This window comes from Haemophilus haemolyticus M19501, from assembly GCF_000222025.1.
GTDB lineage: Bacteria > Pseudomonadota > Gammaproteobacteria > Enterobacterales > Pasteurellaceae > Haemophilus > Haemophilus haemolyticus_G.
Window position 1 is genome coordinate 184393 of sequence record NZ_AFQO01000007.1, and the last position, 24905, is coordinate 209297.

Genomic DNA, 24905 nt, shown 5'->3' on the forward strand with positions numbered 1-24905 from the left:
ACTAACCACAATTTAATTAAGGATCTTTATCAAATGAAAAACATCGCAAAAGTAACCGCACTTGCTTTAGGTATCGCACTTGCTTCAGGCTATGCTGTAGCTGAAGAAAAAATTGCTTTCATTAATGCAGGTTATATTTTTCAACATCACCCAGACCGTCAAGCTGTAGCGGATAAACTCGATGCTGAATTTAAACCTGTAGCTGAAAAATTAGCAGCAAGCAAAAAAGAAGTTGATGATAAAATTGCAGCTGCTCGTAAAAAAGTAGAAGCAAAAGTTGCGGCTTTAGAAAAAGATGCACCTCGCCTACGTCAAGCAGATATTCAAAAACGCCAAGAAGAAATTAATAAATTAAGCGCGGCTGAAGATGCTGAATTACAAAAATTGATGCAAGAACAAGATAAAAAAGTTCAAGAATTCCAAGCGCAAAATGAAAAACGTCAAGCAGAAGAGCGTGGTAAATTATTAGATAGTATTCAAACTGCGACAAATAATTTAGCAAAAGCGAAAGGTTATACTTATGTGCTTGATGCAAATTCAGTTGTATTTGCGGTAGAGGGTAAAGACATCACAGAAGAAGTGTTAAAATCTATTCCTGCTAGTGAAAAAGTAGCACCTTCTAAAGCAGAAGAGAAAAAATAATAGGTTCTCATAATGCAAAAATCCTATTCTTTACAAGAATTGGCAACTCAAATCGGCGCTACCGTTCGCGGTAACGCCGATGTTGTTGTTGAGAATATCGCTCCACTCGATAAAGCCCAATCAAATCAACTTACTTTTATTTCTAACGCAAAATTCCGTGCATTATTGAAAGATTCTAAAGCAGGAATTTTGGTTGTTTCTGAAGAGGATGTCGAACATTGTTCTTCAGAAAGCAATTTACTTATTGTGAAAGATCCTTATGTAGCTTACGCAATTTTGGCTCAATATATGGATAGCACACCAAAGGCTGCGCAAGGCATTGCAAAAAGTGCGGTAATTTTTGATGGCACATCTTTAGGGAAGAATGTTTCAATTGGCGCCAATGCAGTGATTGAAGAAGGTGTTGTACTTGGTAATAACGTGATCATTGGTGCAAATTGCTTTGTTGGTAAAAATACCAAGATCGGTTCAGGCACTCAACTTTGGGCTAATGTCACTGTTTACCATAACGTTGAGATTGGCACTAATTGCTTAATTCAATCAGGAACAGTTATCGGTAGTGATGGTTTTGGTTACGCAAATGATCGTGGTCGTTGGATTAAAATTCCACAAGTAGGGCAAGTAATAATTGGTAATAACGTTGAGATTGGCGCGAATACCTGTATTGATAGAGGCGCATTAGACGCAACAATTATTGAAGATAACGTGATCATCGATAACCTTTGTCAAATTGCACATAATGTTCATATCGGCACAGGTACAGCGGTTGCGGGTGGCGTTATCATGGCGGGTAGTTTGACTGTTGGGCGCTATTGCTTAATTGGCGGTGCAAGTGTGATTAATGGCCATATGGAAATTTGTGATAAAGTCACGATTACTGGAATGGGAATGGTTATGCGCCCAATTACAGAGCCTGGCGTATACTCCTCTGGTATTCCATTGCAAACGAATAAAGAATGGCGTAAAACAGCGGCACTGACGTTAGGTATTGATGGAATAAATAAACGTTTAAAAGCGTTAGAAAAGAAAATTTCTTAATTTCTTTTGAAGTTTTATTACAAAATCCACATTTTAAAAGTTTACTATTAAAGTGTGGATTTTTTATTTTACTAAACGTAACTAAAAAAGTTTAAGCCTGTTAATTAAGCAGCTTATCCTATAAAACAAATAAGCCCAACTTAAGTTGGGCTTATTAACATATCGTTATCTTTAAAGAATTACGCGTTACCGCCAGTGATTTTTGCTACTTCAGCAGCAAAGTCTTCTTCTTTTTTCTCGATACCTTCACCTACTTCTAAACGGATGAAGTTAGACACTGAAGTATTTACTGATTTTAAGAAGTCACCTACAGATACAGAAGGATCCATTACGAATGGTTGACCTGTTAATGAAACTTCACCTGTGAATTTCTTCATACGGCCTTCAACCATTTTCTCTGCGATTTCTTTTGGTTTGCCAGAGTTAACTGCGATATCAATTTGGATTTGACGCTCGTGTTCAACTACTTCTGCAGGTACATCTTCTGGGTTCACGAATTCTGGTTTAGATGCCGCTACATGCATTGCCACTTTTTTAAGTTCATCAGCTGAACCTTCACCCGCAACTAACACACCGATTTTCGCCCCATGTAAGTATTGAGCAATAACTTGACCATCTAAGTAAGCAACACGACGGATGTTCATGTTCTCACCGATTTTAGCTACTAATGCAGCACGTTTTTCTTCGAATTGTGCTTGTAATGCTTCGATAGTTGTACCTTTGTTTGCTGCTGCGAAATCAGCTACTTCGTTTGCTAAACCTAAGAAACCAGCATCTTTTGCTACGAAGTCAGTTTCACAGTTCATTTCAACTAATACACCGAAACCATTTTCTACACGAGCAAGGATAACACCTTCAGCTGCAACACGGCCTGCTTTTTTAGCTGCTTTAGCTTGACCAGATTTACGCATATTGTCGATTGCTAACTCGATATCACCGTTTGCTTCAACTAATGCTTTTTTACATTCCATCATACCTGCGCCGGTACGTTCACGAAGTTCTTTTACTAATGATGCTGTGATTTCAGCCATTTTTAAAATCCTCTGTCGAAAATGCGATTTATTTTGACCGCACTTTTAGATAAAAATATAGGGGCTAAATTTTAGCCCCTATGCCAATTAATCGTTTGATTATTAAGGGCTTCGCCTTATTGCAAAACTTAAATTATTCTGCGTCAGCTGCTAATTCTTCAGCAACTTGAGCTTCGTTGCCACGACCTTCTTTAACCGCTGCTGCAGCTGCAGAAACGTAAAGTTGGATAGCACGAGTCGCATCATCGTTACCAGGGATAACGAAATCTACGCCAGCTGGAGTTGAGTTAGTATCAACGATAGCAAATACAGGAATACCTAGGTTGTTTGCTTCTTTAACTGCGATATGTTCGTGGTCTGCACCGATAACAAATAACGCATCTGGTAAGCCGCCCATATCTTTGATACCGCCAAGGCTTAATTCAAGTTTTTCCATCTCACGGCTACGCATTAACGCTTCTTTTTTGGTTAATTTATCAAAAGTACCGTCTTGAGATTGGGTTTCTAAATCTTTTAAACGTTTAATTGATTGACGAACGGTTTTCCAGTTAGTCAGCATACCACCTAACCAACGGTGGTTTACGTAATATTGCTGACAATCTAATGCTGCTGCTTGAACTGCTTCAGACGCTGCACGTTTTGTACCAACGAATAATACTTTACCGTTGTTGCTAGCAATGCGAGTTAATTCCGCTAAAGCTTCGTTGAATAAAGGTAAAGTTTTTTCAAGATTGATGATGTGAACACCGTTACGAGCACCAAAAATGAAAGGTTTCATTTGTGGGTTCCAGTAACGAGTTTGGTGTCCGAAGTGTACGCCTGCGTTGATCATGTCGCGCATTGAAACTTGTGCCATAATATTTTCCTTTTGTTGGGGTTGAGCCTCCACATATCAGCTAATCGACCGTTTGGCACCCCGATTAAGCCTTGTTGATATGTGTGTGTTGTTAGTAATTAAAAAGCTGCTTTTGAAAGGCAAAAACAGCGGGGCGATTTATACCATAAAGTGCGGTTAAAAACCAGTTTATTTTGTTTATTTCTCTACTTTTCTTACTTTGATAAATAACAATGATGGGCGGTGTGATAAATCTTTAAATTCATTATGCCATTGTGGTTGGTCGGCAAGCATGGGTTCTTCCATTTGCTCAATTTGAAACCCTGCATGAATTAAATTATTGATAATTGTCGCTGTTGTTCGATGATAGGTTTGAAAAGGTTGTTTGAACCAATTTCTATTGCGTTCGCCCTCTTCTCGGTAATGATTTAAACGATAAGCAATTTGCTGTTTTTTGTCATTTTTTTCCCAGCGTTCCCCTTCTTTGTGGCAAGTGGTTATCGGATGTTCTTGTGAGAAAACCAATATGCTATTAGACGAGAGTTTGTCATAGATAGTTGATAATAATGCCGGAAAATTTTCAATATAATGAAAGGCAAAAGAGCTAGTGATCACATCAAAATGATGTTCTGGTAACTCAGCTAATTTTTCCATTGGTAAGTGATATAAGGAAAAACGCCCTGAAAATTGACCGCACTTCTGCAGATCTTTTTCAGCTTGTTCAAGCATTTTTTCTGAAAAATCGATTCCAATTACTTTAGCTGCTCCTCGTTCTAAATAAAGTTGTAAATGTCCTCCTGTACCACAGCCTAAATCGAGTAATTTTTTCCCTTTTAAATCAGGCAACAGTGAGAGCATGGTCGGCTTTTCAATAATTTCATTGAGACTAATTGGATTTGCGCGTAGTTTCTGATAAAGCTCAAAGAAATTTTCTTTGTCATAAACGCTAGTTTTATTATTCATCTCGTATCCTATATTACAAATAAAAAGGGCGCATGATATACGCCCTTATTGTATCGAGTAAAACTTATCCTGTGAAATTGGCAAACCATCCTAAATTTGCGCCGACCTGTGCCACAATATTTAACACACCGAACAAGATCACAAAGCCAATCATAAAATTGCCACCGTAAACTTTATAATTCGCTTGAGGGAATTTTTGACGGCTTGCTTTAGCAAGAAGTGCTGGTACGATTGCAGCCCAAATGGTTGCTGCTAATCCTGCATAACCAATGGCAATCACAAAACCATAAGGGAATTGTAAACTTAATAATAGCGGTGGTAAAAATGTCACTATTGTGGTTTTTGTTCGTCCTAACAAGCTGTCGTCAAATTTGAACAGATCCGCAATATAGTCAAATAAACCTAACGTTACGCCTAAGAATGATGTGGCAATCGCCATATAAGCAAAGAAATTTAATGCGACGGCAAGGTATTCTACTTCAATATATTTATGTAATGCCTCTAGTAATGCTGAAACATCGCCGCCTTTTTCAATTACTGGAGCAAATTCATTGCGAGGTAAATTACCTTGCACAGCAAGTTGCCATAAAATATAAATTACGAGTGCTAATCCCGTACCGATGAAGATTGATTTCATGACTCGGCGACCATCACGGTTGTAATATTTTACTAAGCTCGGCACATTTCCATGGAAACCAAAAGATACTAAGCAAACTGGAAGTGCGGTGAATAAATAAGGTAAATATGTTTGTTCGCCTTCAGCAACGGTATTGAATAAAACTTCTGTTTTTACAGAGCTTAATAAACCGGTAGTAGAAAGGAAAAAAGCGACAACCATCCCGACAATTAACACAGTTGTGAAACGATCTACAGCTTTGGTTGAAAGCCACACGAAGGCGGCAAGGATAAAGCAGAAAATTAAAGATCCTGAAGTTCTTCCAATATCCACCGCACTTTCAGCAGAACTGAATGCTTGGTTGAGCAGATTTTGTGTAATGCCTCCGCCTGAGGTGATGTAGGCATAAGTCAAAATATACAAGACGAAAGCAACGGAAAGACCATTGATAATATTCCAACTTTTTCCTAATAAATCTTTAACGATGGTGTCAAAACTCGAACCTGTTGGATAATGCAGATTAGCTTCTAGGATCATTAATCCTGATGTTGTCATACAAAACCAAGTATAAATTAAAGCGAGAATCGAACCAATAAACCATACACCAGCCGTTGAAGTTGGGTTAGCAAGCATGCCTGCACCAATCGCTGTACCTGCAATGATCATTGCGCCGCCTAAGAGAGAAGGGGATTTTTGTTGTGTCATAAAATGCCTCTAAGATAAATTTGCACTATTATAGTAGTGCAAAAGGAAAGTGCAATATATTTATATAGATAAAAAGGGGACATTTAGTCCCCTTTGTAATGTAGCCAAAGCATTCATTATTGACGGTAATCCGACAAAAATCTTGCTAACTTTGTAATGGCTTCTTCAAGCTGATTCACATAAGGAAGGGTAACAACACGGAAGTGATCTGGTGAATGCCAATTAAATCCTTTACCGTGCACAAGTAGTACTTTTTCTTGGCGGAGTAAATCCAGCACCATTTTTTCATCACTGTGAATATTGAATTTTTTCACATCAATTTTCGGGAACATATACATCGCGCCCATTGGTTTCACGCAAGTAATGCCTGGAATTTGAGTGATGAGATCGTAGGCTTTGTTTCGTTGCTCAAGTAATCGGCCGCCCGGTAAAATAAATTCATTAATACTTTGATAGCCACCAAGTGCGGTTTGAATTGCATGTTGCATTGGTACGTTAGCACATAAGCGCATTGATGCCAGCATATCTAAGCCTTCAATATAACCTTTCGCATTATGTTTTGGTCCATTCAAAATCATCCACCCTTGGCGGAAGCCTGCAACTCGATAAGCTTTTGATAAACCATTTAACGTAACGGTTAATAAATCAGGAGCAAGTGCTGCAATGTGATGATGTACCGAGCCATCGTATAAAATTTTGTCGTAGATTTCGTCTGCAAAGATAATCAAATTATTTTGGCGAGCGATTTCTACAATTTCTTGTAATAATTCTTTGCTATACACAGCGCCAGTTGGATTGTTTGGATTGATGATAACAATGGCTTTAGTTTTCGCATTCACTTTCGCTTTAATATCATCAATAGCGGGGAACCAATTTGCTTCTTCATCACAAAGATAATGAACAGCCTTGCCACCAGAAAGTGTTACTGCAGCAGTCCAAAGCGGATAATCAGGCATCGGCACAAGTACTTCATCACCATCATTAAGTAATGCTTGCATGGCCATTGTGATAAGCTCAGATACGCCATTACCAATATACACATCATTGACTGTCGCACCGTGAATACCTTTTGATTGATAATATTGAACAATGGCTTTACGAGCAGAATATAACCCTTTTGAATCACAGTAGCCTTGAGCTGACGGCAAATTACGTAATACATCAACCAAAATTTCATCTGGTGCTTCAAAACCGAAAGGTGCAGGGTTGCCGATATTAAGTTTTAAAATTTTATTGCCTTCTTCTTCTAAGCGTAGTGCTTCTTTGTGCACAGGGCCGCGAATGTCATAACATACGTGTTCTAATTTGTCGGATTTTGGGAATAATCTCATAGTGAAATCCTTTTGTTTCTAATAAATTTTTCGAGAAAAGTGCGGTTAATTTACGCTGAATTTTCAATATTGAAAAGATTTTGTAAAAAAATTTTTTGTCATTAACAATCTGCGGTAGAATACGGCTAATTTTTTGTGTATTTAAAACAAAATCTAATGAGTTATTTAGCGCAGGCAATAGGCGAGTTAAAATCGCAAATTCACGCATATTTACAGCAATCAACGAATGAACTTGTCCGTTTTCAGGTGAAACTGGACAAGGTCGATTTGTTGGCTTGGCTGAAAGGTCAATCTGCGTATCCTCAATTTTATTTACATTTTCGTGATGAAGAAAAATCATTGGCTGCGCTTGGCGAAGAGCGGTCATTTTCACAGTTAAATTTAGCACAAGAGTTTATTGAAGAAAGCGGTTTCCCACTGGTAGGCGGTTTGCAATTTCAAGGTAGCGCACAATTTGTATTGCCAAAAGTTCTTGTTGAACAGGATGAGAAAGGTGCATTGGTATCATTTTTTGTGAAAGATGAGCAAAGTGCGAATGATACTTTAGCCCACCTAAAAACTTTTGAAAATATCACCGCACTTTCTGCTTTGCCAAAACAGATTCCTTTGCATACAGAGCTTCGAGCTAACGAAAGAGCTTGGTGCGATTGGGTGAATCAGGCTTTGGTAGATATTAAAAGTGGGGAACTGACAAAAATTGTATTAGCCAATGAAACCACTTTTCATTTAAAGCAAGCGATTAATGCGTACGATTTTTTAGCTGAAAGCGAAAAACAAAATCAAGGTTGTTATCATTTTTTGTGGGCTGAAAATCCTCATTCGGTTTTTGTTGGTTCTACGCCAGAACGCCTATTTGCTCGTGAATATAATTTGTTGCTAACTGAGGCTTTGGCGGGAACAGCGTTGGTTTCTGAAAGTGAGGAAGAAACGCAATCTCAAGCGAATTGGTTGTTAAATGACGAGAAAAATTTAAAAGAAAATTGGTTGGTTGTAGAAGATATTTCGCAGAATTTACGTAAGCAAGTAGAAAGTTTTGATGTGAGTAATGTGGAATTGAAACCGTTACGCAAAGTACAACATTTGATTCGTAAAATTTGTGCAAATTTGACCGCACATTATGCAGATGTAAATATATTAAAAGCGATTCATCCTACAGCAGCGGTATCGGGTTTGCCACAGCAACAAGCCAAAATGATTTTGTCAGAAATCGAAACCTTTGATCGAGGCTGGTATGCGGGAACATTGGGTGTGATGAGCGATGCATGTTCAGAGTTTTGTGTGGCGATTCGTTCAGCCTTTATTGAAGGTCATCGTATTCGTGTATTTGCTGGCGCAGGCATTGTGGCAGGCTCGCAGCCATTGGAAGAATGGAAAGAAATTGAACGTAAAGCGGCAGGGTTAATTTCCTTGTTTGCAGAAGAAAAATGATAACGGAGAAAAAAATGTCGGTAAGCGTGTTTAATCGTTGTTGGTCGAAAGTGATTTTAGAAACCTTGGTGCGCCAAGGCGTTTCTCACGTTTGTATCGCGCCAGGTTCGCGTTCGACACCTTTAACTCTTGAAGCCGTACGTTTGCAAAATGCGGGTTCAGTCACTTGTCATACGCATTTTGATGAACGCGGTTTAGGTTTTTTTGCTTTGGGTATTGCTAAGGCAACTCAATCACCTGTTGCCATTATTGTGACATCAGGCACAGCGACTGCAAACCTTTATCCTGCCATTATTGAAGCACGCCAAACGGGTGTGAATTTATTTGTTTTAACTGCTGATCGTCCACCAGAACTTTGGGAGTGCGGTGCAAATCAGGCTATTTTACAGCAAAATATATTTGGTCAATATCCGGTTGCAAATGTTAATTTACCTAAACCGAACGCGGATTATTCTGCGCAGTGGTTGATTTCTCTACTTGAACAGGCTGCCTTTCAACAAAAACAACAAGGTGGTGTTGTTCATATTAATGTGCCATTTGCCGAGCCACTTTATGATGCAACTGATGAGGCGGTAGATTCCCACCCTTGGCTGCTGCCGTTACAACGCTGGTTAATTCAAACTAAGCCTTGGATGAATGTGGAAGCTCAACAGAACGAAGTATTAATGCATGAAAACTGGGATCATTGGCGTACCAAACGTGGTGTCGTTGTGGTTGGTCAATTACCTGCAGAACAAGCGATGGGCATTAATTCTTGGGCAAGTGCTATGGGCTGGGTATTACTGACGGATATTCAATCGGGTGTTGTTCCAACGACGCCTTATGAAGATATTTGGCTAGCAAACCAAACTGTTCGTGAAAAACTTCTACAAGCTGATATTGTGATTCAATTTGGCGCGCGTTTTATTAGTAAACGCATTAATCAATTCTTGCAGGCGTTTAAAGGGGAATTTTGGCTAGTTGAACAAAGCGGTAAAGCATTAGATCCTTACCATCATTCATTGACAAGATTCAATGCTAAAGTGCATCATTGGTTGCGTGCGCATCCACCTTTACGCCAAAAGCCTTGGTTACTTGAGCCGTTAGCTTTATCTAAGTTCTGTGCGACTTTTATTGAACAGCAAGTAGGCGGAAATTTAACGGAAGCCTCGCTCGCATTACGTTTACCAACACTTTTACCTTATAACGGTGTTTTATTTTTAGGTAATAGTTTACTTGTTCGTTTGGTTGATGCACTAACGCAATTACCAGAAAGTTATCCTGTTTATACCAATCGTGGTGCGAGTGGAATTGATGGTTTGTTGGCTACTGCTGCAGGAATTGGTATTGGTTCAAATAAACCTGTTGTTGCAGTAATTGGCGATACGTCCACTTTATATGATCTAAATTCGTTCGCATTATTCAAAAACGTTACGCAACCAACGGTAATCTTTGTGATCAATAATAATGGTGGTGCGATTTTTGATATGTTACCTGTGGATGAACAAGTCAAAGATCAGTTCTATCGATTACCGCATAATAGCGATTTTTCTCAAATCGCGGCAATGTTCGATCTTAAATATGCTCATCCTTATACTTGGGCGGATCTCAATTCCGTTGTGAAACAGGCTTATAGTCGTCGCAAGGCAACGCTAATTGAAATTAAAACGAATCCGAGTGATGGTAGTAGTTTGTATAAACGCCTAATCGAGCAAATTAGTCACGCCGTGATTGGTGCTTAAGTATTCTGTAGGCGGGCTTTAGTCCGCCATATTTTATTATTTTCTATCAATAATCCCTTCAATGATAAACATCATTTTTCTTCACGGACTTCTTGGTACAAAAAACGACTGGCAAAAAGTCATTGAAAATCTACCGCACTTTAATTGTATTGCGCTAGATTTACCTTTTCACGGGCAAGCTAAAGACATTGAAGTCACAAATTTTGAAGATACGGCGGAGTATTTGGCTCAGCAAATTAAAAGTGCGGTGAAAAATGAACCGTATTTTCTTGTTGGGTATTCTCTAGGTGGACGGATCGCTTTGTATTATGCACTGCAAGCCCATGTGGAACGATCTAATTTGCAAGGTGTTATTTTGGAAGGCGCGAATCTAGGTTTAAAAACTGACGAAGAAAAACAGGCTCGTTTTCAGCATGATTTTGTTTGGGCTCAACGTTTTATGCAAGAATCACCAGAAAATGTATTAAATGATTGGTATCAACAGCCCGTGTTTTCTCATTTAACTGAAGAAGAAAGACAGAAGTTAGTTGAAAAACGAAAATCAAATTGCGGGGAAAATCTTGGCAAGATGCTACTGGCGACAAGTCTATCTAAACAACCTGATTTTAGTGAAAAAGTGCGGTTAAGTTCTTTGCCATTTTTTTATTTTTGTGGGAAACGAGATCATAAGTTCCAAGTTTTAGCCAAAGAAAATCAAATTAATTTAGTAACCATTCCTTCCGCTGGGCATAACTCACATTTAGAAAATTCAAAATATTTCTCTGAAAAAATAGAAAATTGCATATTAAAAATTGCTAGACCTTAGTTAAAATGCTAGGATTCAATCCTTTCTCTTTATAATAAACTACTAAGGAAACACAATGTCTACACAACTTCGTAATAATCCGATGAAAGTGGCGTTAGCCTCGATGGTCGGTACGGCAATCGAATTTTTTGATTATTATATTTATGCGGCTGCCGCTGTATTAGTTTTCAATACGCAATTCTTCCATAGCGATGATCCGCTTTCTAATGATTTACTTTCTCTTTCTACGCTTGCTTTAGCATTTTTTGCACGTCCTATTGGTTCTGCATTATTTGGTCACTTTGGCGATAAAATCGGTCGTAAAAAAACCTTGGTTGCCTCACTTGTTTTAATGGGTGGTTCAACGGTAGTAATTGGTTTACTTCCTAACTATGCTCAAATCGGTATCTGGGCGCCGATTTTGCTTTGCGTATGCCGTGTTGGTCAAGGAATTGGACTTGGTGGTGAATGGGGCGGCGCAGCTTTAGTTGCAACAGAAAATGCGCCAGAAGGTAAACGTGCATGGTACGGTACTTTCCCTCAATTAGGTGCGCCAATCGGCTTATTTGTAGCGAATGCAACATTCTTTTTAGTTAGCTATTTCCTCGGGCAAGATGCCCTTGTGGAATGGGCATGGCGTATCCCATTTGTATCTTCCATTTTATTAGTTGTAGTTGGTTTATATGTTCGCTTAACTTTGCACGAAAGCCATGTATTTGTGGAAGCGGAGCAAAAAGGCAAAAAATTGAATGCACCAGTGAGTGTTGTTTTTACTAAACACTTAAAACCAATGATTATTGGCACATTTATTATGGTGGCAACTTATTCTTTGTTTTACATTATGACGGCTTTTGCGCAGGCATATTCTCGAACCGCGCCAAAGCTTTCTGAAGCAGGTTATGCGCTTGGCTTAGGTATCCCAGCAAATATATTTACTGGCTTGTTATTAATTAGTGCTATTGTATTTGGTATTTTTATCAGTATTTCTGGTGTTTATGCTGATAAAATTGGTCGCCGTAAATGGTTGATTTGGGTGACGGTGGCCGTTGGCGTGCTCGGTTTAACCATGCCGTTCTTCTTAGAAAATGGTACTCCAATGAGCGTATTTGCATTTTTAGTGATTGGTATGGCGATCATGGGGATGACATTTGGTCCAATGGCTGCGCTATTGCCAGAATTATTCCCAACAGAAGTGCGTTATTCAGGCGCATCTCTCGCCTATAATTTGGCATCCATTATTGGTGCAACGATTGCGGCGATGATTTCTTTAAAAATTAATGCATCATTTGGTGTGATGGGCGTAGGTATTTATTTAGCAATCAATGCTCTCATGACGCTATTGGCATTATTAGCCTCAAAAGAGACTAAGAATGTAGATTTAACACAAATCTAATCCTAGTTAAGAAAAAAGAGCGGTGAAAAATTTCACCGCTCTTTTGCTTTTTCTTTGTTTAGCTTATTTTCAATATTAACTTTCAAATGAATCTTTTAAGCGTTCATCTGCTCGACGGGATTCACTTTTATGTTGAAGTTTATTAAGCTGGCGCTCCAACTTTTCCTCAACTTCATTAATTGCTTTATACATATCATCTGAGGTTGCACTTGCCAATAAATTGCCCAGTGGCGTGCCAATAGATGCTTCTACAGTAAATCCATTCGGTACTTTGTTTAAAACAAAATGTGGGTTGATTAACTGTGTTTGCCATTTACCTAATTTCGCGAGTCTTTCCTCCACGTGTTCACGAATTGCATGGGTGATTTCCATTTGTTTGCTGGTGATATTAAGTGTCATAGCATTTACCTCTTTGTTGCGTGATTTACAGTTTTCTTTAACTACAAAATAGCTTTCTTAATTCGGGTTTTCAAGGGCTTTAAGAGGAAATATCAAAGTAATTTTTAAAAATATGATCTATGTCTAATTTCTGAAAAAAAAGCTGCTTTTCTTTCGAAGATAAGTTGTTAAGATGGGAAATTGTGATAAGAAAAAAGGTGTGAATATTGATTGTATCCACACCTTTTTTCATTTGATTATTCTACGATTTCGTCTTGATCGTGATGATTTATTTTCAAGCGTTGGAAATAATCTTTTGTTTCTTCAATCACAACTTTTCGCAATCCCATGAGCGCGATGAGATTTGGAAAGGCCATTAAACCATTTACGATATCGGCGATAATCCAGATTAAATTTAAATGTAAGAATGAGCCTAATCCCACCAACACAATATAAGCTAAACGATATAGTTTTACGCCACGAATACCAATGAGATAAACAAAGCAACGTTCACCGTAGTAACACCAGCCTAAAATAGTTGTGAATGCAAAAAATAATAAACCGACGGTTACAATCGTTGCACCAATTGATGCCCCTAAACCTTGTGCAAAGGCATAGTTTGTTACTGTCGCACCCGCTAGTTCAGGATTGTTCCACGCTCCAGTTAATACCAATACAATCCCTGTCATTGTACAAACGATGATGGTATCCAAGAATGTTCCTGTCATAGAAATTAAGCCTTGACGGACAGGCTCACGAGTTTGTGCCGCTGCGGCTGCAATTGGTGCGCTTCCTAAACCTGATTCATTGGAGAAAATGCCTCGAGCGACGCCTGATTGAATAGCCTTCATTACGGTAAAGCCAACAGCCCCACCTAGAGCAGCTTGCGGATTAAAAGCACTATAAATAATTAATGAGATCGCATCTGGTACTTTTTCTATATTTAAAAGGATAATAACCAGTGAGGTAGTGACGTATAAAATCGCCATAAACGGCACAATTACCGATGATGCGGTTGCGATACGTTTTACACCACCAAGAATGATTAAGCCGACTAAAAGTGTAACAATAATTGCAGTAACTAAAACGGGAATATTAAAAGTATCTTGCATTGCATGGGTAATCGCATTGACCTGTGGGAATGTACCGATCCCGAAAAAGGCTACCATTACACCAAATAATGCAAATAATTTTGCTAGCCATTTGATGCCTAACCCGCGTTCAATGTAATACATTGGACCGCCTGCCATAAAGCCATTTTTATCGCGAACACGGTATTTAACTGCGAGTAAACATTCGGCATATTTTGTTGCCATTCCTAACAAGGCGACCAACCACATCCAAAAAATAGCACCAGGTCCACCTGCTTGTACAGCAGTTGCAACGCCCACAATATTCCCAGTTCCGATCGTTGCAGCTAATGCGGTACAAAGTGCGGCAAAAGATGAGACATCACCTTTTCCGCCTTTATCTTTTTTAAATAAATAACCTAGCGCACGTGGTAAATAGCGAATTTGAATAAAGCCTAAACGTAGCGTTAAATAGAGCCCCGTGCCAGATAAGAGTATGAGTAGCGGTGCGCCCCAAATAAAGCTATCAATAGCTGAAAGAATTGACTCAATTGTCATGTGATTCCTCGTCGTTTAAATCAAAAATAAACACGACAAGAAGACGAAAAGATACAATGGAAAAGAAAGTGCGGTGAAAAGATAGATAATTTCCACACTTACGATAGATTGTCTTTTGCCCCTGTCCTTTTGCCTGAGCGTTTGAAAAACGATTGAAAAATTAACCGCTCTTTTGCGCCTTCGGCGTCCATTTCTAAAATGGATCTCTCCAAGGGTTCGTCCAGTAACAGTCCCTGCCATCGCACCTGAAAGATTTTACATCGTCGGTGTGGGGTCAATTCCCCGCTCTCCAGCTACCTTCATCCGAACTCACTTTTCATTGTGACAATCACAATGAAAGCGTATGGATTCTATCAAAATGGGAAATTAATTTCAAAAAGGAATTTTAAAATAGTCTCTCAGTTGATAGAAATAATAACTTTATTCTATATCTCCACAAAAACGATATCCTTCACCATGCACCGTCATAATGATATTTGGGGTATTAGGATGATCTTCAAAATGTTTTCTGATACGTCGAATTGTGACATCTACGGTACGATCCTGAGGTTTTAACTCTCGTCCCGTCATTTTTTTCAGCAATTCTTCGCGCGTTTGCAATTTTCCTGGATTTTCACAGAAATGTAACATTGCACGAAATTCACTGCGAGGAAGTTTGAATTCTTGTCCTTCTGGTGTAATTAAACTGTGGCTATTTAGGTCTAATTTCCAACCATTAAAACGATAGAATTCTCGACCAAATGTATTTTCTTTTTCTTGATGCGGCATTGCACGATGCAATAGATTACGTGCGCGGATAGTCAGTTCTCTAGGGTTAAAAGGTTTGGTTAAATAATCGTCGGCACCAATTTCCAGACCTAAAATTTTATCCACTTCATTATCTCGACCAGTTAAAAAAATAAGAGGTAAGCTTAATTCTTCACGGAGTTCTCTTGCCAATAATAAGCCGTTTTTACCTGGTAAATTAATATCCATCACAACCAAATTAATATTATGATTTGCCAATATATGATGCATTTCAACACCATTTTCTGCTTCAAACACATCATATCCTTCCGCTTCAAAAATCCCTTTAAGCGTATTTCGAGTGACAATTTCATCTTCAACAACGAGAATTTTTGGAGTAGCCATTTTCCATCCTTATACTTATTTTGGCGTATGCTATCAAAGCTATCATTCTATCTGTGCAACATTATTGTAACAATAAAAAAGTGCGGTGATTTTTTACTTGATTTTCGTTTTTGTGATCTAAATCATAGTTTTAGGTATTCAACTTTCTTTGTGATAGAATTTCGAGAATCTATATTTTTACACTCAATTCTATGAAAAAACTCTTTCTTTTTTTTACGCTGATTTTCACCGCTTTTGCGGCTAATTCAGGTTTATTCGATAAAAAACAAACCTTTTTAAAAGTAGATGATGCTTTTGCTTTTTCTGCTACTTTATCTACAGATAAAAGCCAGTTACAAGCCCATTGGGATATTGCCGATGGCTATTATTTGTATCAAGATAAAATTAGTGCTGAGTTAGTCGGTAAATCAAATCCTCTCTCTTTACATACCCAACAGGCGGCGGAATTACATCAAGATCCTTATTTTGGCGAAGTAAAAGTTTTTACTCACTCAATTGATGGCATATTTAGGGGTGCATTTAATAATGCTGATGATAAGGTTGAAATCACTTATCAAGGATGTACCGAAGGTTTTTGCTATCCGCCTGAAACTAAAGTATTACGAATTGGGGATTTAGCCGTTTCTCAAGAGCAAATTGTCGAAAAAACAGTTGAAAAAAATACCGCACTTTTATCTGAACAAGATCGTTTAGCTGATGGTTTATTCCATAGTAAATGGGCAATTTTTGGTTTCTTTGTATTAGGATTGGGACTGGCTTTTACGCCTTGCGTATTGCCAATGTTACCGTTGCTTTCTGCTATTGTTATCGGTCAGCAACAACGTCCAAATATGATGCGAGCATTTAGTTTAGCTTTTCTTTATGTTCAAGGCATGGCTCTGACTTACACTTTGTTAGGTCTTGCAGTGGCAGCCATCGGTTTACCGTTTCAAATCGCCTTGCAACATCCTTATGTGATGATAGGGCTTTCTATTTTATTTGTTGCGCTTGCCCTTTCAATGTTTGGGTTATTTACTATTCAATTGCCAAATAGCTTACAAAATAAACTCAATACATGGAGCCAAAAACAAACTTCGGGTGCTTTTGGCGGTTCCTTTGCAATGGGAATGATTGCTGGGCTGGTGGCATCGCCTTGCACATCTGCGCCACTTTCTGGTGCTTTACTTTATGTGGCGCAAAGTGGCGATTTATTCACAGGCGCAGCAACCCTTTATTTGCTCGCACTTGGTATGGGCGTGCCACTAATGTTAATCACATTGTTTGGTAATAAAATTTTGCCAAAATCAGGTGAGTGGATGAACACAGTGAAACAAACATTTGGCTTTGTTATGTTGGCGTTACCTGTGTTTTTACTTTCTCGTATTTTGCCTGAAGTATGGGAGCCACGCTTATGGGCTGGGTTAGCGACAGTATTTTTTATTTGGTTTGCGTTGCAGATGTCTAAGAACGGTTTTGGCTATGCTATTAAAATTATTAGTTTTGCGTTGGCTATGGTTACTGTACAACCCCTGCAAAATTGGATTTGGCAAACTCAAACTACAACACAAAGTGCGGTAGAAAATATGCCTGTTTCTCAAGTTAAATTTAAGCAAATTAAAAATACTGAAGAACTTGACCGCACTTTAGCGGAAAATCCGCATTCAATTGCTATGTTGGATTTATACGCGGATTGGTGTGTTGCTTGTAAAGAATTTGAAAAGCTGACGTTTTCAGATCCACAAGTGCAACAGCAATTTCAAAATATCTTATTGTTACAAGTGAATATGACAAAGAATAGCCCAGAAAATAAAGCATTAATGGAACGCTTTAATGTGATGGGATTGCCTACGATTTTATTTTTTGATCAGCAAAATAATGAAATTAAAGGAAGTAGAGTAACGGGCTTTATGGATGCTGATGCTTTTTCTAATTGGATTGAAAAGCTACTTTAGTTATTTTTTACTTTTGGTAAAAAGTATTTTTCAATTTTAATTATTGTTTGACTATCCGTTAAAGATTAATATGACGCCGTTTTAATTCATCTTTAAACAAAAGGAAAGCAAATGAACAATCTTGAAAAATATCGCCCGTATTTCTTGGCATTTTTACGTATCGTTGTCGCTTATATGTTTATTTTACACGGCACGGCAAAATTTTTGGAATTTCCAATTTCTATGACTGGAGGAAATGGTGCAGTAGGCGATCCAATGCTACTAGTGGCAGGCGTAATTGAAATTGTTGGTTCCATTTTATTAATCTTAGGTTTATTTACACGCCAAGCCGCGTTTATTTTGTCAGGGGAAATGGCATATGCCTATTTCTTTCTCCACGTAGCAGGAAAAGGAAACCTATTTTTCCCAATTGCAAATGGCGGCGAGCTTGCATTACTTTACTCACTTCTCTTTCTATATTTTGTATTTTCTGGCGCAGGTGCTTGTGCTTTAGATAATAAGTTTTTTAAAAAGTAGTTTAGTTGTAGTTTCATAATTTTATCCTTATTTTTGCCCACATTTATGTGGGCTTTTTTATGCCTGAAATTTATCGTATTTTTACCGCACTTTAAGAAATTATATTTAATCTTTTCTATATTTAAGCAAACGTTTGCGTTATAATTCTCATCGCTTATTTTTAACTATTTAATGAAAGGAAAATACAATGGCAGATCGTCCAATTCGTCAGGCTTTACTGAGTGTGTCTGATAAAACGGGTATTGTAGAGTTTGCTCAAGGTTTAGTTAAACGTGGTGTAAAACTACTTTCAACAGGTGGAACGGCAAAACTTTTAGCACAAAATGGTTTACCTGTAATGGAAGTGTCTGATTACACAGGTTTCCCAGAAATGATGGACGGTCGAGTGAAAACCTTACATCCCAAAGTACATGGCGGGATTCTTGGTCGTCGTGGTACAGATGATGCCATCATGCAGCAACATGCCATTGAAGGCATTGATATGGTGGTGGTGAATTTATATCCCTTTGCTGCCACTGTAGCAAAACCTGATTGCACCTTGACTGATGCGGTAGAAAATATCGATATTGGGGGGCCTACAATGGTGCGTTCTGCAGCGAAAAACCACAAAGATGTAGCGATTGTAGTTAATAACAATGATTTCAACGCAATTCTAGCCGAAATGGATCAACATCAAAACAGCCTAACTTTTGAAACTCGTTTTGACCTTGCGATTAAAGCATTTGAACATACCGCTCAATATGATTCTATGATTGCCAACTATTTCGGTCAGCTAGTAAAACCTTATCATATTGCAAAGGAAGAAGAGGCGAATGCGAAGTGCGGTCAATTCCCACGGACTTTAAACCTTAACTTCGTGCGTAAACAAACTATGCGTTACGGCGAAAACGCCCATCAAAATGCGGCATTTTATGTTGATTTAAATGTGAAAGAAGCGAGCGTGGCTACAGCTAATCAACTGCAAGGTAAAGCCTTGTCTTACAATAATATTGCCGACACTGATGCAGCACTTGAATGCGTGAAAGAATTTGACGAGCCAGCTTGCGTAATCGTTAAACATGCCAATCCATGTGGTGTGGCGTTAGGTAAAGATATTTTAGACGCTTATAATCGCGCTTACCAAACCGATCCAACGTCTGCTTTTGGCGGCATTATTGCTTTTAACCGTGAATTAGATGAAAAAACGGCGAATGAAATTGTGGAACGCCAATTCGTTGAAGTGATTATTGCACCGAAAGTTTCTGCTGAAGCGCAAGAAGTCGTGAAACGTAAGAAAAATGTTCGTTTGCTTGAATGTGGTGAATGGACTTCTCGTTCCGAACGTTTGGATTTCAAACGTGTAAACGGCGGTTTATTAGTACAAGATGCGGATTTAGGTATGGTTGGCGTGGATGATTTAAAAGTCGTGAGTAAACGTCAGCCAACTGAACAAGAATTAAAAGACTTATTATTCTGCTGGAAAGTGGCAAAATTTGTGAAATCCAATGCCATTGTTTACGCCAAAGACAATCAAACTATCGGCATTGGTGCAGGTCAAATGAGCCGTGTATATTCTGCGAAGATTGCGGGTATTAAAGCGCAAGATGAAGGTTTAGAAGTGGCTGGTTGTGTGATGGCATCTGATGCGTTCTTCCCATTCCGTGACGGCATTGATGCGGCGGCGAAAGTGGGTATTCAATGTGTGATCCATCCAGGTGGTTCAATGCGCGATCAAGAAGTCATCGATGCAGCGGATGAACATAATATGGTAATGGTATTGACTGGAATGCGACATTTTAGACATTAATTTATCTAACTATCCCCTCTTTACAAAAGAGGGGGAATTGCAGGTAAAAAATAGCCGCACTTTTTTTAAATTAGGCATATGCAAGGACTACAACATGAACATCCTCATCATCGGAAACGGCGGTCGTGAACACGCCTTGGCTTGGAAAGTTGCACAATCTCCATTAGCAGATAAAGTTTTTGTCGCACCGGGTAACGCTGGTACTGCATTGGAACACAAAGTAGAAAACGTGAATATTTCTGCGACAGATATTCCCGCATTAGTGAAATTTGCTCAAGATAAACAAATTGGATTAACCATTGTTGGCCCTGAAGCTCCGTTAGTAATTGGTGTTGTTGATACATTTCGCAAGGCAGGATTGAAAATTTTTGGCCCAACTCAAGCAGCGGCGCAATTGGAAGGTTCCAAAGCATTTACTAAAGATTTTCTTGCTCGTCATAAAATTCCAACAGCGGAATATCAAAACTTTACCGAAGTCGAACCAGCATTGGCTTACTTGCGTGAGAAAGGCGCACCAATTGTCGTTAAAGCAGATGGTTTAGCTGCGGGTAAAGGCGTAATCGTTGCGATGACCTTGCAAGAGGCGGAAAACGCTGTGCATGATATGCTTTCTGGCAATGCCTTTGGCGAAGCGGGGAGCCAAGTAGTAATTGAAGAGTTTCTAGATGGCGAAGAAGCCAGTTTTATCGTAATGGTAGACGGTAAAAATGTTGAGTCTATGGCGACTAGCCAAGATCATAAACGTGTTGGCGAAAATGATACGGGATTAAATACAGGCGGTATGGGTGCGTATTCGCCTGCACCTGTGGTAACACCCGAAATTTATAGTCGCATTATGCGGGAAGTGATTTATCCGACGGTTAATGGCATGGCGGAAGAAGGCAATGTTTACACCGGTTTTCTGTATGCAGGATTAATGATTATGCCGAACGGTCAGCCGAAAGTGATCGAATTTAACTGCCGTTTTGGCGATCCAGAAACCCAGCCAATAATGCTACGTCTCAAATCAGACCTTGTTGAACTCTGTCTTAAAGCCTGTGACGGCAAATTAGATGAAGTAACATCACGGTGGGATCCGCAGGCTTCTTTAGGTATCGTATTGGCTGCAGAAGGATACCCAAAAGATTATCGCAAAGGCGATGAAATCAGCGGATTGCCTAAAAGTGCGGTCAAAAACGAGAAAGTTTTCTTAGCGGGTGTCGCAGAACAAGAAGGCAAGCTAGTCACAAACGGCGGTCGTGTACTTTGTGTGACTGCGTTAGGCGAAAGTGTATTTGAAGCACAACAAAAAGCGTTAAAACTGGCTGAGCAAATTCAATGGTCTGGGCGTTTTTATCGTCGAGATATTGGTTACAGGGCTGTGGAGCGAGAGTTGCAAAAATAATCCATATCATTATGATGAATTAATTTCATTTAAGTGATGAAAATTTAGGAATGAAATTTTAATTAAATTTTTATCCATAAACAGTTAAACTATCTGCCATAAATTACATAACAGGAGAACACAATGTTTACAAGAAATATGACTATCGCTGATTACGATCCAGTATTGTGGCAAGCGATCCAAGATGAAAATCGTCGTCAAGAAGAACATATCGAACTCATTGCATCTGAAAACTATGCGAGTCCGCGTGTGATGGAAGCGCAAGGTTCACAATTCACTAATAAATACGCAGAAGGCTATCCAGGTAAACGTTATTACGGTGGTTGTGAGTATGCGGACATTGTGGAACAGTTAGCAATTGACCGTGCGAAAGAATTATTTGGTGCAGATTACGTGAATGTTCAACCGCACTCTGGCTCACAAGCAAACGCTGCAGTGTATGGTGCATTGATTAATGCAGGCGATACTATTTTAGGTATGGATTTGGCTCACGGTGGGCACTTAACTCACGGTGCAAAAGTCAGTTTCTCTGGCAAGATTTATAACTCTGTGCTTTATGGAATCACTGCGGATGGCTTAATTGATTATGAAGATGTTCGTCAAAAAGCATTAGAATGTAAACCAAAACTTATCGTTGCTGGTTTCTCGGCTTATTCACAAGTTGTGGATTGGGCGAAAATGCGTGAAATCGCAGATGAAGTGGGTGCATATTTATTTGTGGATATGGCACACGTAGCAGGATTAATTGCAGCGGGTTTATATCCAAATCCACTTCCGCACGCACATGTTGTAACCACTACTACCCACAAAACATTAGGCGGTCCGCGTGGCGGTTTAATTCTTTCATCTTGTGGTGATGAAGAAATCTACAAAAAATTACAATCATCCGTCTTCCCTGCAAATCAAGGTGGTCCATTAGTTCATATTATTGCGGCAAAAGCAGTTTGCTTTAAAGAAGCATTAGAGCCTCAATATAAAGCATACCAAGCAAATGTAATCAAAAATGCGAAAGCAATGGTTGAGGTATTTAAACAACGTGGTTATGATGTTGTGTCAAATGGTACTGAAAACCACTTGTTCTTAGTAAGTTTTATTAAACAAGGATTAACGGGTAAAGCAGCAGATGCAGCTTTAGGCAAAGCAAATATTACCGTGAATAAAAATGCAGTACCAAACGATCCGCAAAAACCATTTGTAACTTCAGGTATCCGTGTAGGTACACCATCGGTAACTCGCCGTGGTTTCAATGAAAATGATGTGCGTGAATTAGCTGGCTGGATGTGTGATGTTTTAGATGCTTTAGGCAAAGAAAATGAAGAACAAGTGATTGCTGAAACTAAAGAAAAAGTGTTAGCAATTTGTAAACGTCTTCCAGTTTATCCGAAATAATTTATTTTCTTTCGTTGATTATATGTTTAGCGGCGATTAATATCGCCGCTTATTTTTTATGGGAAATTATATGACTTATATTGTAGGCTTAACTGGTGGCATTGGTAGTGGTAAAACAATGATTGCTAATTTATTTGCCGATCTTGGCGTACCTCTAGTGGATGCGGATGTGGTTGCTAGAGAAGTCGTCGCGAAAGATTCCCCCTTATTGTCAAAAATTGTTGAACATTTTGGGGCGCAAATTTTAACGGAACAAGGCGAGCTTAATCGTGCGGCTTTACGAGAGCGAGTGTTTAACCATGATGAAGATAAATTGTGGTTAAATAACCTTCTACATCCCGCTATTCGTGAACGAATGAAACAAAAATTAGCTGAACAAACTGCGCCTTACACATTATTTGTCGTCCCTTTATTAATAGAAAATAAATTGACCGCACTTTGTGATCGTATTTTGGTGGTGGATGTGAGTCCACAAACTCAACTTGCTCGTTCAGCTCAACGAGATAACAATAATTTTGAACAAATTCAACGAATTATGAATTCTCAAGTTTCTCAACAAGAGCGTTTAAAGTGGGCAGATGATGTGATTAATAATGATGCTGAAATGGCCCAAAACTTACCGCACTTGCAACAAAAGGTGCTAGAATTGCACCAGTTTTATTTACAACAAGCGGAAAATAAAAATGTCTGACGAAATGATTGAAGTACCTTGTCCGATTTGCCAAAAATCGGTGCCTTGGATAAATGAAAGTACTTTTCGACCTTTTTGTAGCAAACGTTGCCAGTTAATCGATCTTGGCGAATGGGCGGCTGAAGAAAAAGCGATTCCAAGTGATACTGCTGATTTTGCAATGGATCCAAATGTGAGTGACGAATGGAGCATTAAATAGAGATTAACCGATAGGAAACCCTATCGGTTAATTTTTATAAGTGCGGTGCTTTTTTGAGGATTTTTCCTAAAAATGCTATGCTAAACGTAATTTTATTATTCTAAAATGTGATTTTTATGCAACAAGATTATTTAAGCCAACAACGATTCTCCGATCTTTCTCTACATCCGATTGTACGAGATGCTTTGGCAAAAAAAGGCTTTGATTTTTGTACCCCAATTCAGGCTTTATCCTTGCCTATCAGTTTAAATGGACGAGATGTCGCAGGACAAGCTCAAACTGGTACAGGCAAGACAATGGCTTTTTTAACGGCTACTTTTCACCATCTTTTAACTCACCAAGATCCTAATCTTGAATATCCTCACCCAAGAGCTTTGATTTTAGCACCTACTCGAGAATTAGCGGTGCAGATTAGTAATGACGCAGAATTTCTTGCAAAAGCCTGTGGATTAAAAACCGCACTTGCCTATGGTGGCGATGGTTATGATAAACAACTACAAGCGATTGAGCGTGGCGTCGATATTTTGATTGGTACGACGGGGCGAGTCATTGATTATGTGAAACAAGGCGTAATTGCTTTAGATGAAATTCAAGTTGTCGTGCTAGATGAGGCGGATCGAATGTTTGATCTTGGATTTATCCGTGATATTCGTTATTTATTGCGTAAATGCCCCGCTCCGCAATCTCGTTTAACGATGTTATTTTCAGCGACGCTTTCTTATAAAGTGCGTGAATTAGCATTTGAGGATATGAATGACCCTGAATATATTGAAATTGAACCGGAACAAAAAACAGGACATCGAATTAAAGAAGAACTTTTTTATCCATCTAATCAGGATAAAATGGCACTTCTCTTAACCTTAATGGAAGATGAGTGGCCAGAGCGTTGTATTGTGTTTGCAAATACGAAACATCGTTGTGAAGAAATTTGGGGTTATTTGGCGGCTGATGGACATCGTGTTGGTTTACTGACTGGCGATGTCGCACAGAAAAAACGTTTGTCGCTATTGAAACAATTTACTGATGGTGATTTAGATATTTTAGTGGCAACAGATGTGGCTGCTCGTGGCTTGCATATTTCTGATGTGACGCATGTTTTCAATTATGATTTACCTGATGATCGGGAAGATTATGTGCACCGAATCGGCCGTACCGGACGAGCGGGGGAAAGTGGTGTTTCTATTAGTTTCGCTTGCGAAGAATATGCGATGAATTTACCTGCAATTGAAGAATATATAGGTCATTCTATCCCAGTCAGCCAATATGAAACAGAGGCCTTGCTTGAACTGCCGAAACCGTATCGGTTAAAACGTGCGGTACCACCGCAAGGGCATACAAGACATCGTTCTTATCACACAAAATAGTGATATAATTTTTTTAGTCTC

The 24905-nt window shown here is 38.9% G+C and carries 22 protein-coding genes and 1 riboswitch; of the genes, 14 read left to right on the forward strand and 8 right to left on the reverse strand.

Annotated elements, in window-relative coordinates; translation table 11 throughout:
* The first annotated feature begins 33 nt into the window (after window positions 1-33).
* Together GG9_RS04865 and lpxD are read left to right on the forward strand one after the other, a co-directional pair.
* Window positions 34-642, forward strand: coding sequence for an OmpH/Skp family outer membrane protein (locus GG9_RS04865; protein ID WP_005631239.1), 609 nt, complete (start codon window positions 34-36; stop codon window positions 640-642).
* A gap of 12 nt (window positions 643-654) precedes the next feature.
* Complete coding sequence (gene lpxD, locus GG9_RS04860; RefSeq protein WP_005631241.1) at window positions 655-1680, forward strand: UDP-3-O-(3-hydroxymyristoyl)glucosamine N-acyltransferase; 1026 nt, start codon at window positions 655-657, stop codon at window positions 1678-1680.
* A gap of 179 nt (window positions 1681-1859) precedes the next feature.
* On the opposite strand, the gene tsf is transcribed toward lpxD, so the two are convergent.
* The 5 genes from tsf to GG9_RS04835 form a co-directional block, all read right to left on the reverse strand.
* Window positions 1860-2711, reverse strand: coding sequence for a translation elongation factor Ts (gene tsf, locus GG9_RS04855; RefSeq protein ID WP_005631243.1), 852 nt, complete (start codon window positions 2709-2711; stop codon window positions 1860-1862).
* A 133-nt stretch (window positions 2712-2844) separates the two neighbouring features.
* Entirely contained in the window at window positions 2845-3567 is a 723-nt protein-coding gene (rpsB, locus tag GG9_RS04850) for a 30S ribosomal protein S2 (protein ID WP_005645552.1), read from the reverse strand.
* Between the two features lie 177 nt (window positions 3568-3744).
* Window positions 3745-4509: a class I SAM-dependent methyltransferase gene (locus GG9_RS04845; protein WP_005631247.1), complete on the reverse strand. Its 765-nt coding sequence runs from the start codon at window positions 4507-4509 to the stop codon at window positions 3745-3747.
* Between the two features lie 64 nt (window positions 4510-4573).
* A complete protein-coding gene (mtr, locus tag GG9_RS04840; protein WP_005631249.1) occupies window positions 4574-5830 on the reverse strand; it encodes a tryptophan permease in 1257 nt (418 codons plus the stop codon).
* Between the two features lie 116 nt (window positions 5831-5946).
* The gene (locus tag GG9_RS04835) at window positions 5947-7161 is read right to left on the reverse strand and encodes a pyridoxal phosphate-dependent aminotransferase (protein ID WP_005631251.1); all 1215 of its coding nucleotides are present in this window, start codon (window positions 7159-7161) and stop codon (window positions 5947-5949) included.
* A 156-nt stretch (window positions 7162-7317) separates the two neighbouring features.
* On the opposite strand from GG9_RS04835, the gene GG9_RS04830 reads away from it, so the two are divergent.
* The 4 genes from GG9_RS04830 (at window position 7318) to GG9_RS04815 (ending at window position 12487) form a co-directional block, all read left to right on the forward strand.
* Window positions 7318-8589 carry an isochorismate synthase gene (locus GG9_RS04830; RefSeq protein WP_005631253.1) on the forward strand — a complete coding sequence of 424 codons (1272 nt, stop codon included), beginning with the start codon at window positions 7318-7320 and terminating at the stop codon, window positions 8587-8589.
* Between the two features lie 14 nt (window positions 8590-8603).
* A complete protein-coding gene (gene menD, locus GG9_RS04825) occupies window positions 8604-10310 on the forward strand; it encodes a 2-succinyl-5-enolpyruvyl-6-hydroxy-3-cyclohexene-1-carboxylic-acid synthase (protein ID WP_005631255.1) in 1707 nt (568 codons plus the stop codon).
* Window positions 10311-10371: 61 nt separating this feature from the next.
* A complete protein-coding gene (gene menH / locus GG9_RS04820; RefSeq protein WP_005631256.1) occupies window positions 10372-11115 on the forward strand; it encodes a 2-succinyl-6-hydroxy-2,4-cyclohexadiene-1-carboxylate synthase in 744 nt (247 codons plus the stop codon).
* A gap of 55 nt (window positions 11116-11170) precedes the next feature.
* Window positions 11171-12487 carry an MFS transporter gene (locus GG9_RS04815; protein ID WP_005631257.1) on the forward strand — a complete coding sequence of 439 codons (1317 nt, stop codon included), beginning with the start codon at window positions 11171-11173 and terminating at the stop codon, window positions 12485-12487.
* Window positions 12488-12562: 75 nt separating this feature from the next.
* Here the strand turns inward: GG9_RS04815 and hpf are convergent, their stop codons facing one another.
* The 3 genes from hpf to arcA form a co-directional block, all read right to left on the reverse strand.
* A complete protein-coding gene (gene hpf, locus GG9_RS04810; RefSeq protein ID WP_005631258.1) occupies window positions 12563-12886 on the reverse strand; it encodes a ribosome hibernation-promoting factor, HPF/YfiA family in 324 nt (107 codons plus the stop codon).
* A 236-nt stretch (window positions 12887-13122) separates the two neighbouring features.
* Window positions 13123-14493 carry an alanine/glycine:cation symporter family protein gene (locus GG9_RS04805; protein ID WP_005631259.1) on the reverse strand — a complete coding sequence of 457 codons (1371 nt, stop codon included), beginning with the start codon at window positions 14491-14493 and terminating at the stop codon, window positions 13123-13125.
* Window positions 14494-14604: 111 nt separating this feature from the next.
* A riboswitch (glycine riboswitch) is annotated at window positions 14605-14715 on the reverse strand.
* Between the two features lie 198 nt (window positions 14716-14913).
* A complete protein-coding gene (gene arcA / locus GG9_RS04800) occupies window positions 14914-15624 on the reverse strand; it encodes a two-component system response regulator ArcA (protein ID WP_005631260.1) in 711 nt (236 codons plus the stop codon).
* A gap of 191 nt (window positions 15625-15815) precedes the next feature.
* Between arcA and GG9_RS04795 the strand changes: the two genes are divergently transcribed.
* From GG9_RS04795 to rhlB, 8 genes are all read left to right on the forward strand, one after another.
* On the forward strand, window positions 15816-17555 hold the full coding sequence (locus GG9_RS04795) for a protein-disulfide reductase DsbD (RefSeq protein WP_005631261.1): 1740 nt from the start codon (window positions 15816-15818) through the stop codon (window positions 17553-17555).
* A 111-nt stretch (window positions 17556-17666) separates the two neighbouring features.
* Window positions 17667-18071, forward strand: a complete 405-nt coding sequence (locus GG9_RS04790) for a DoxX family protein (protein ID WP_005631262.1) — start codon at window positions 17667-17669, stop codon at window positions 18069-18071.
* Window positions 18072-18258: 187 nt separating this feature from the next.
* Window positions 18259-19857 (forward strand): bifunctional phosphoribosylaminoimidazolecarboxamide formyltransferase/IMP cyclohydrolase, encoded by a 1599-nt coding sequence (purH, locus tag GG9_RS04785; protein ID WP_005631264.1) that lies wholly within the window; start codon window positions 18259-18261, stop codon window positions 19855-19857.
* Window positions 19858-19951: 94 nt separating this feature from the next.
* A complete protein-coding gene (purD, locus tag GG9_RS04780; protein WP_005631266.1) occupies window positions 19952-21241 on the forward strand; it encodes a phosphoribosylamine--glycine ligase in 1290 nt (429 codons plus the stop codon).
* A 123-nt stretch (window positions 21242-21364) separates the two neighbouring features.
* Window positions 21365-22630 carry a serine hydroxymethyltransferase gene (gene glyA, locus GG9_RS04775; protein WP_005631268.1) on the forward strand — a complete coding sequence of 422 codons (1266 nt, stop codon included), beginning with the start codon at window positions 21365-21367 and terminating at the stop codon, window positions 22628-22630.
* 70 nt (window positions 22631-22700) lie between these two features.
* Window positions 22701-23321, forward strand: a complete 621-nt coding sequence (gene coaE / locus GG9_RS04770) for a dephospho-CoA kinase (protein WP_005631270.1) — start codon at window positions 22701-22703, stop codon at window positions 23319-23321.
* Window positions 23314-23520 (forward strand): DNA gyrase inhibitor YacG, encoded by a 207-nt coding sequence (gene yacG, locus GG9_RS04765; protein WP_005631273.1) that lies wholly within the window; start codon window positions 23314-23316, stop codon window positions 23518-23520. The genes coaE and yacG overlap by 8 nt, the downstream gene beginning before the upstream one ends.
* Window positions 23521-23636: 116 nt before the next feature.
* Entirely contained in the window at window positions 23637-24884 is a 1248-nt protein-coding gene (gene rhlB, locus GG9_RS04760; RefSeq protein ID WP_032825072.1) for an ATP-dependent RNA helicase RhlB, read from the forward strand.
* Window positions 24885-24905: the final 21 nt, after the last annotated feature.

Bases quoted from the DNA above. Each gene is read 5' to 3' on its own strand.
- rpsB (WP_005645552.1), bottom strand. From the start codon at position 3,567: ATGGCACAAGTTTCAATGCGCGACATGATCAACGCAGGCGTACACTTC.
- purD (WP_005631266.1), top strand. From the start codon at position 19,952: ATGAACATCCTCATCATCGGAAACGGCGGTCGTGAACACGCCTTGGCT.
- coaE (WP_005631270.1), top strand. From the start codon at position 22,701: ATGACTTATATTGTAGGCTTAACTGGTGGCATTGGTAGTGGTAAAACA.
- lpxD (WP_005631241.1), top strand. From the start codon at position 655: ATGCAAAAATCCTATTCTTTACAAGAATTGGCAACTCAAATCGGCGCT.
- menH (WP_005631256.1), top strand. From the start codon at position 10,372: ATGATAAACATCATTTTTCTTCACGGACTTCTTGGTACAAAAAACGAC.
- arcA (WP_005631260.1), bottom strand. From the start codon at position 15,624: ATGGCTACTCCAAAAATTCTCGTTGTTGAAGATGAAATTGTCACTCGA.
- GG9_RS04790 (WP_005631262.1), top strand. From the start codon at position 17,667: ATGAACAATCTTGAAAAATATCGCCCGTATTTCTTGGCATTTTTACGT.
- GG9_RS04805 (WP_005631259.1), bottom strand. From the start codon at position 14,493: ATGACAATTGAGTCAATTCTTTCAGCTATTGATAGCTTTATTTGGGGC.
- GG9_RS04865 (WP_005631239.1), top strand. From the start codon at position 34: ATGAAAAACATCGCAAAAGTAACCGCACTTGCTTTAGGTATCGCACTT.
- rhlB (WP_032825072.1), top strand. From the start codon at position 23,637: ATGCAACAAGATTATTTAAGCCAACAACGATTCTCCGATCTTTCTCTA.
- hpf (WP_005631258.1), bottom strand. From the start codon at position 12,886: ATGACACTTAATATCACCAGCAAACAAATGGAAATCACCCATGCAATT.
- mtr (WP_005631249.1), bottom strand. From the start codon at position 5,830: ATGACACAACAAAAATCCCCTTCTCTCTTAGGCGGCGCAATGATCATT.
- GG9_RS04815 (WP_005631257.1), top strand. From the start codon at position 11,171: ATGTCTACACAACTTCGTAATAATCCGATGAAAGTGGCGTTAGCCTCG.
- GG9_RS04845 (WP_005631247.1), bottom strand. From the start codon at position 4,509: ATGAATAATAAAACTAGCGTTTATGACAAAGAAAATTTCTTTGAGCTT.
- glyA (WP_005631268.1), top strand. From the start codon at position 21,365: ATGTTTACAAGAAATATGACTATCGCTGATTACGATCCAGTATTGTGG.
- GG9_RS04795 (WP_005631261.1), top strand. From the start codon at position 15,816: ATGAAAAAACTCTTTCTTTTTTTTACGCTGATTTTCACCGCTTTTGCG.
- GG9_RS04830 (WP_005631253.1), top strand. From the start codon at position 7,318: ATGAGTTATTTAGCGCAGGCAATAGGCGAGTTAAAATCGCAAATTCAC.
- GG9_RS04835 (WP_005631251.1), bottom strand. From the start codon at position 7,161: ATGAGATTATTCCCAAAATCCGACAAATTAGAACACGTATGTTATGAC.
- tsf (WP_005631243.1), bottom strand. From the start codon at position 2,711: ATGGCTGAAATCACAGCATCATTAGTAAAAGAACTTCGTGAACGTACC.
- menD (WP_005631255.1), top strand. From the start codon at position 8,604: ATGTCGGTAAGCGTGTTTAATCGTTGTTGGTCGAAAGTGATTTTAGAA.
- yacG (WP_005631273.1), top strand. From the start codon at position 23,314: ATGTCTGACGAAATGATTGAAGTACCTTGTCCGATTTGCCAAAAATCG.
- purH (WP_005631264.1), top strand. From the start codon at position 18,259: ATGGCAGATCGTCCAATTCGTCAGGCTTTACTGAGTGTGTCTGATAAA.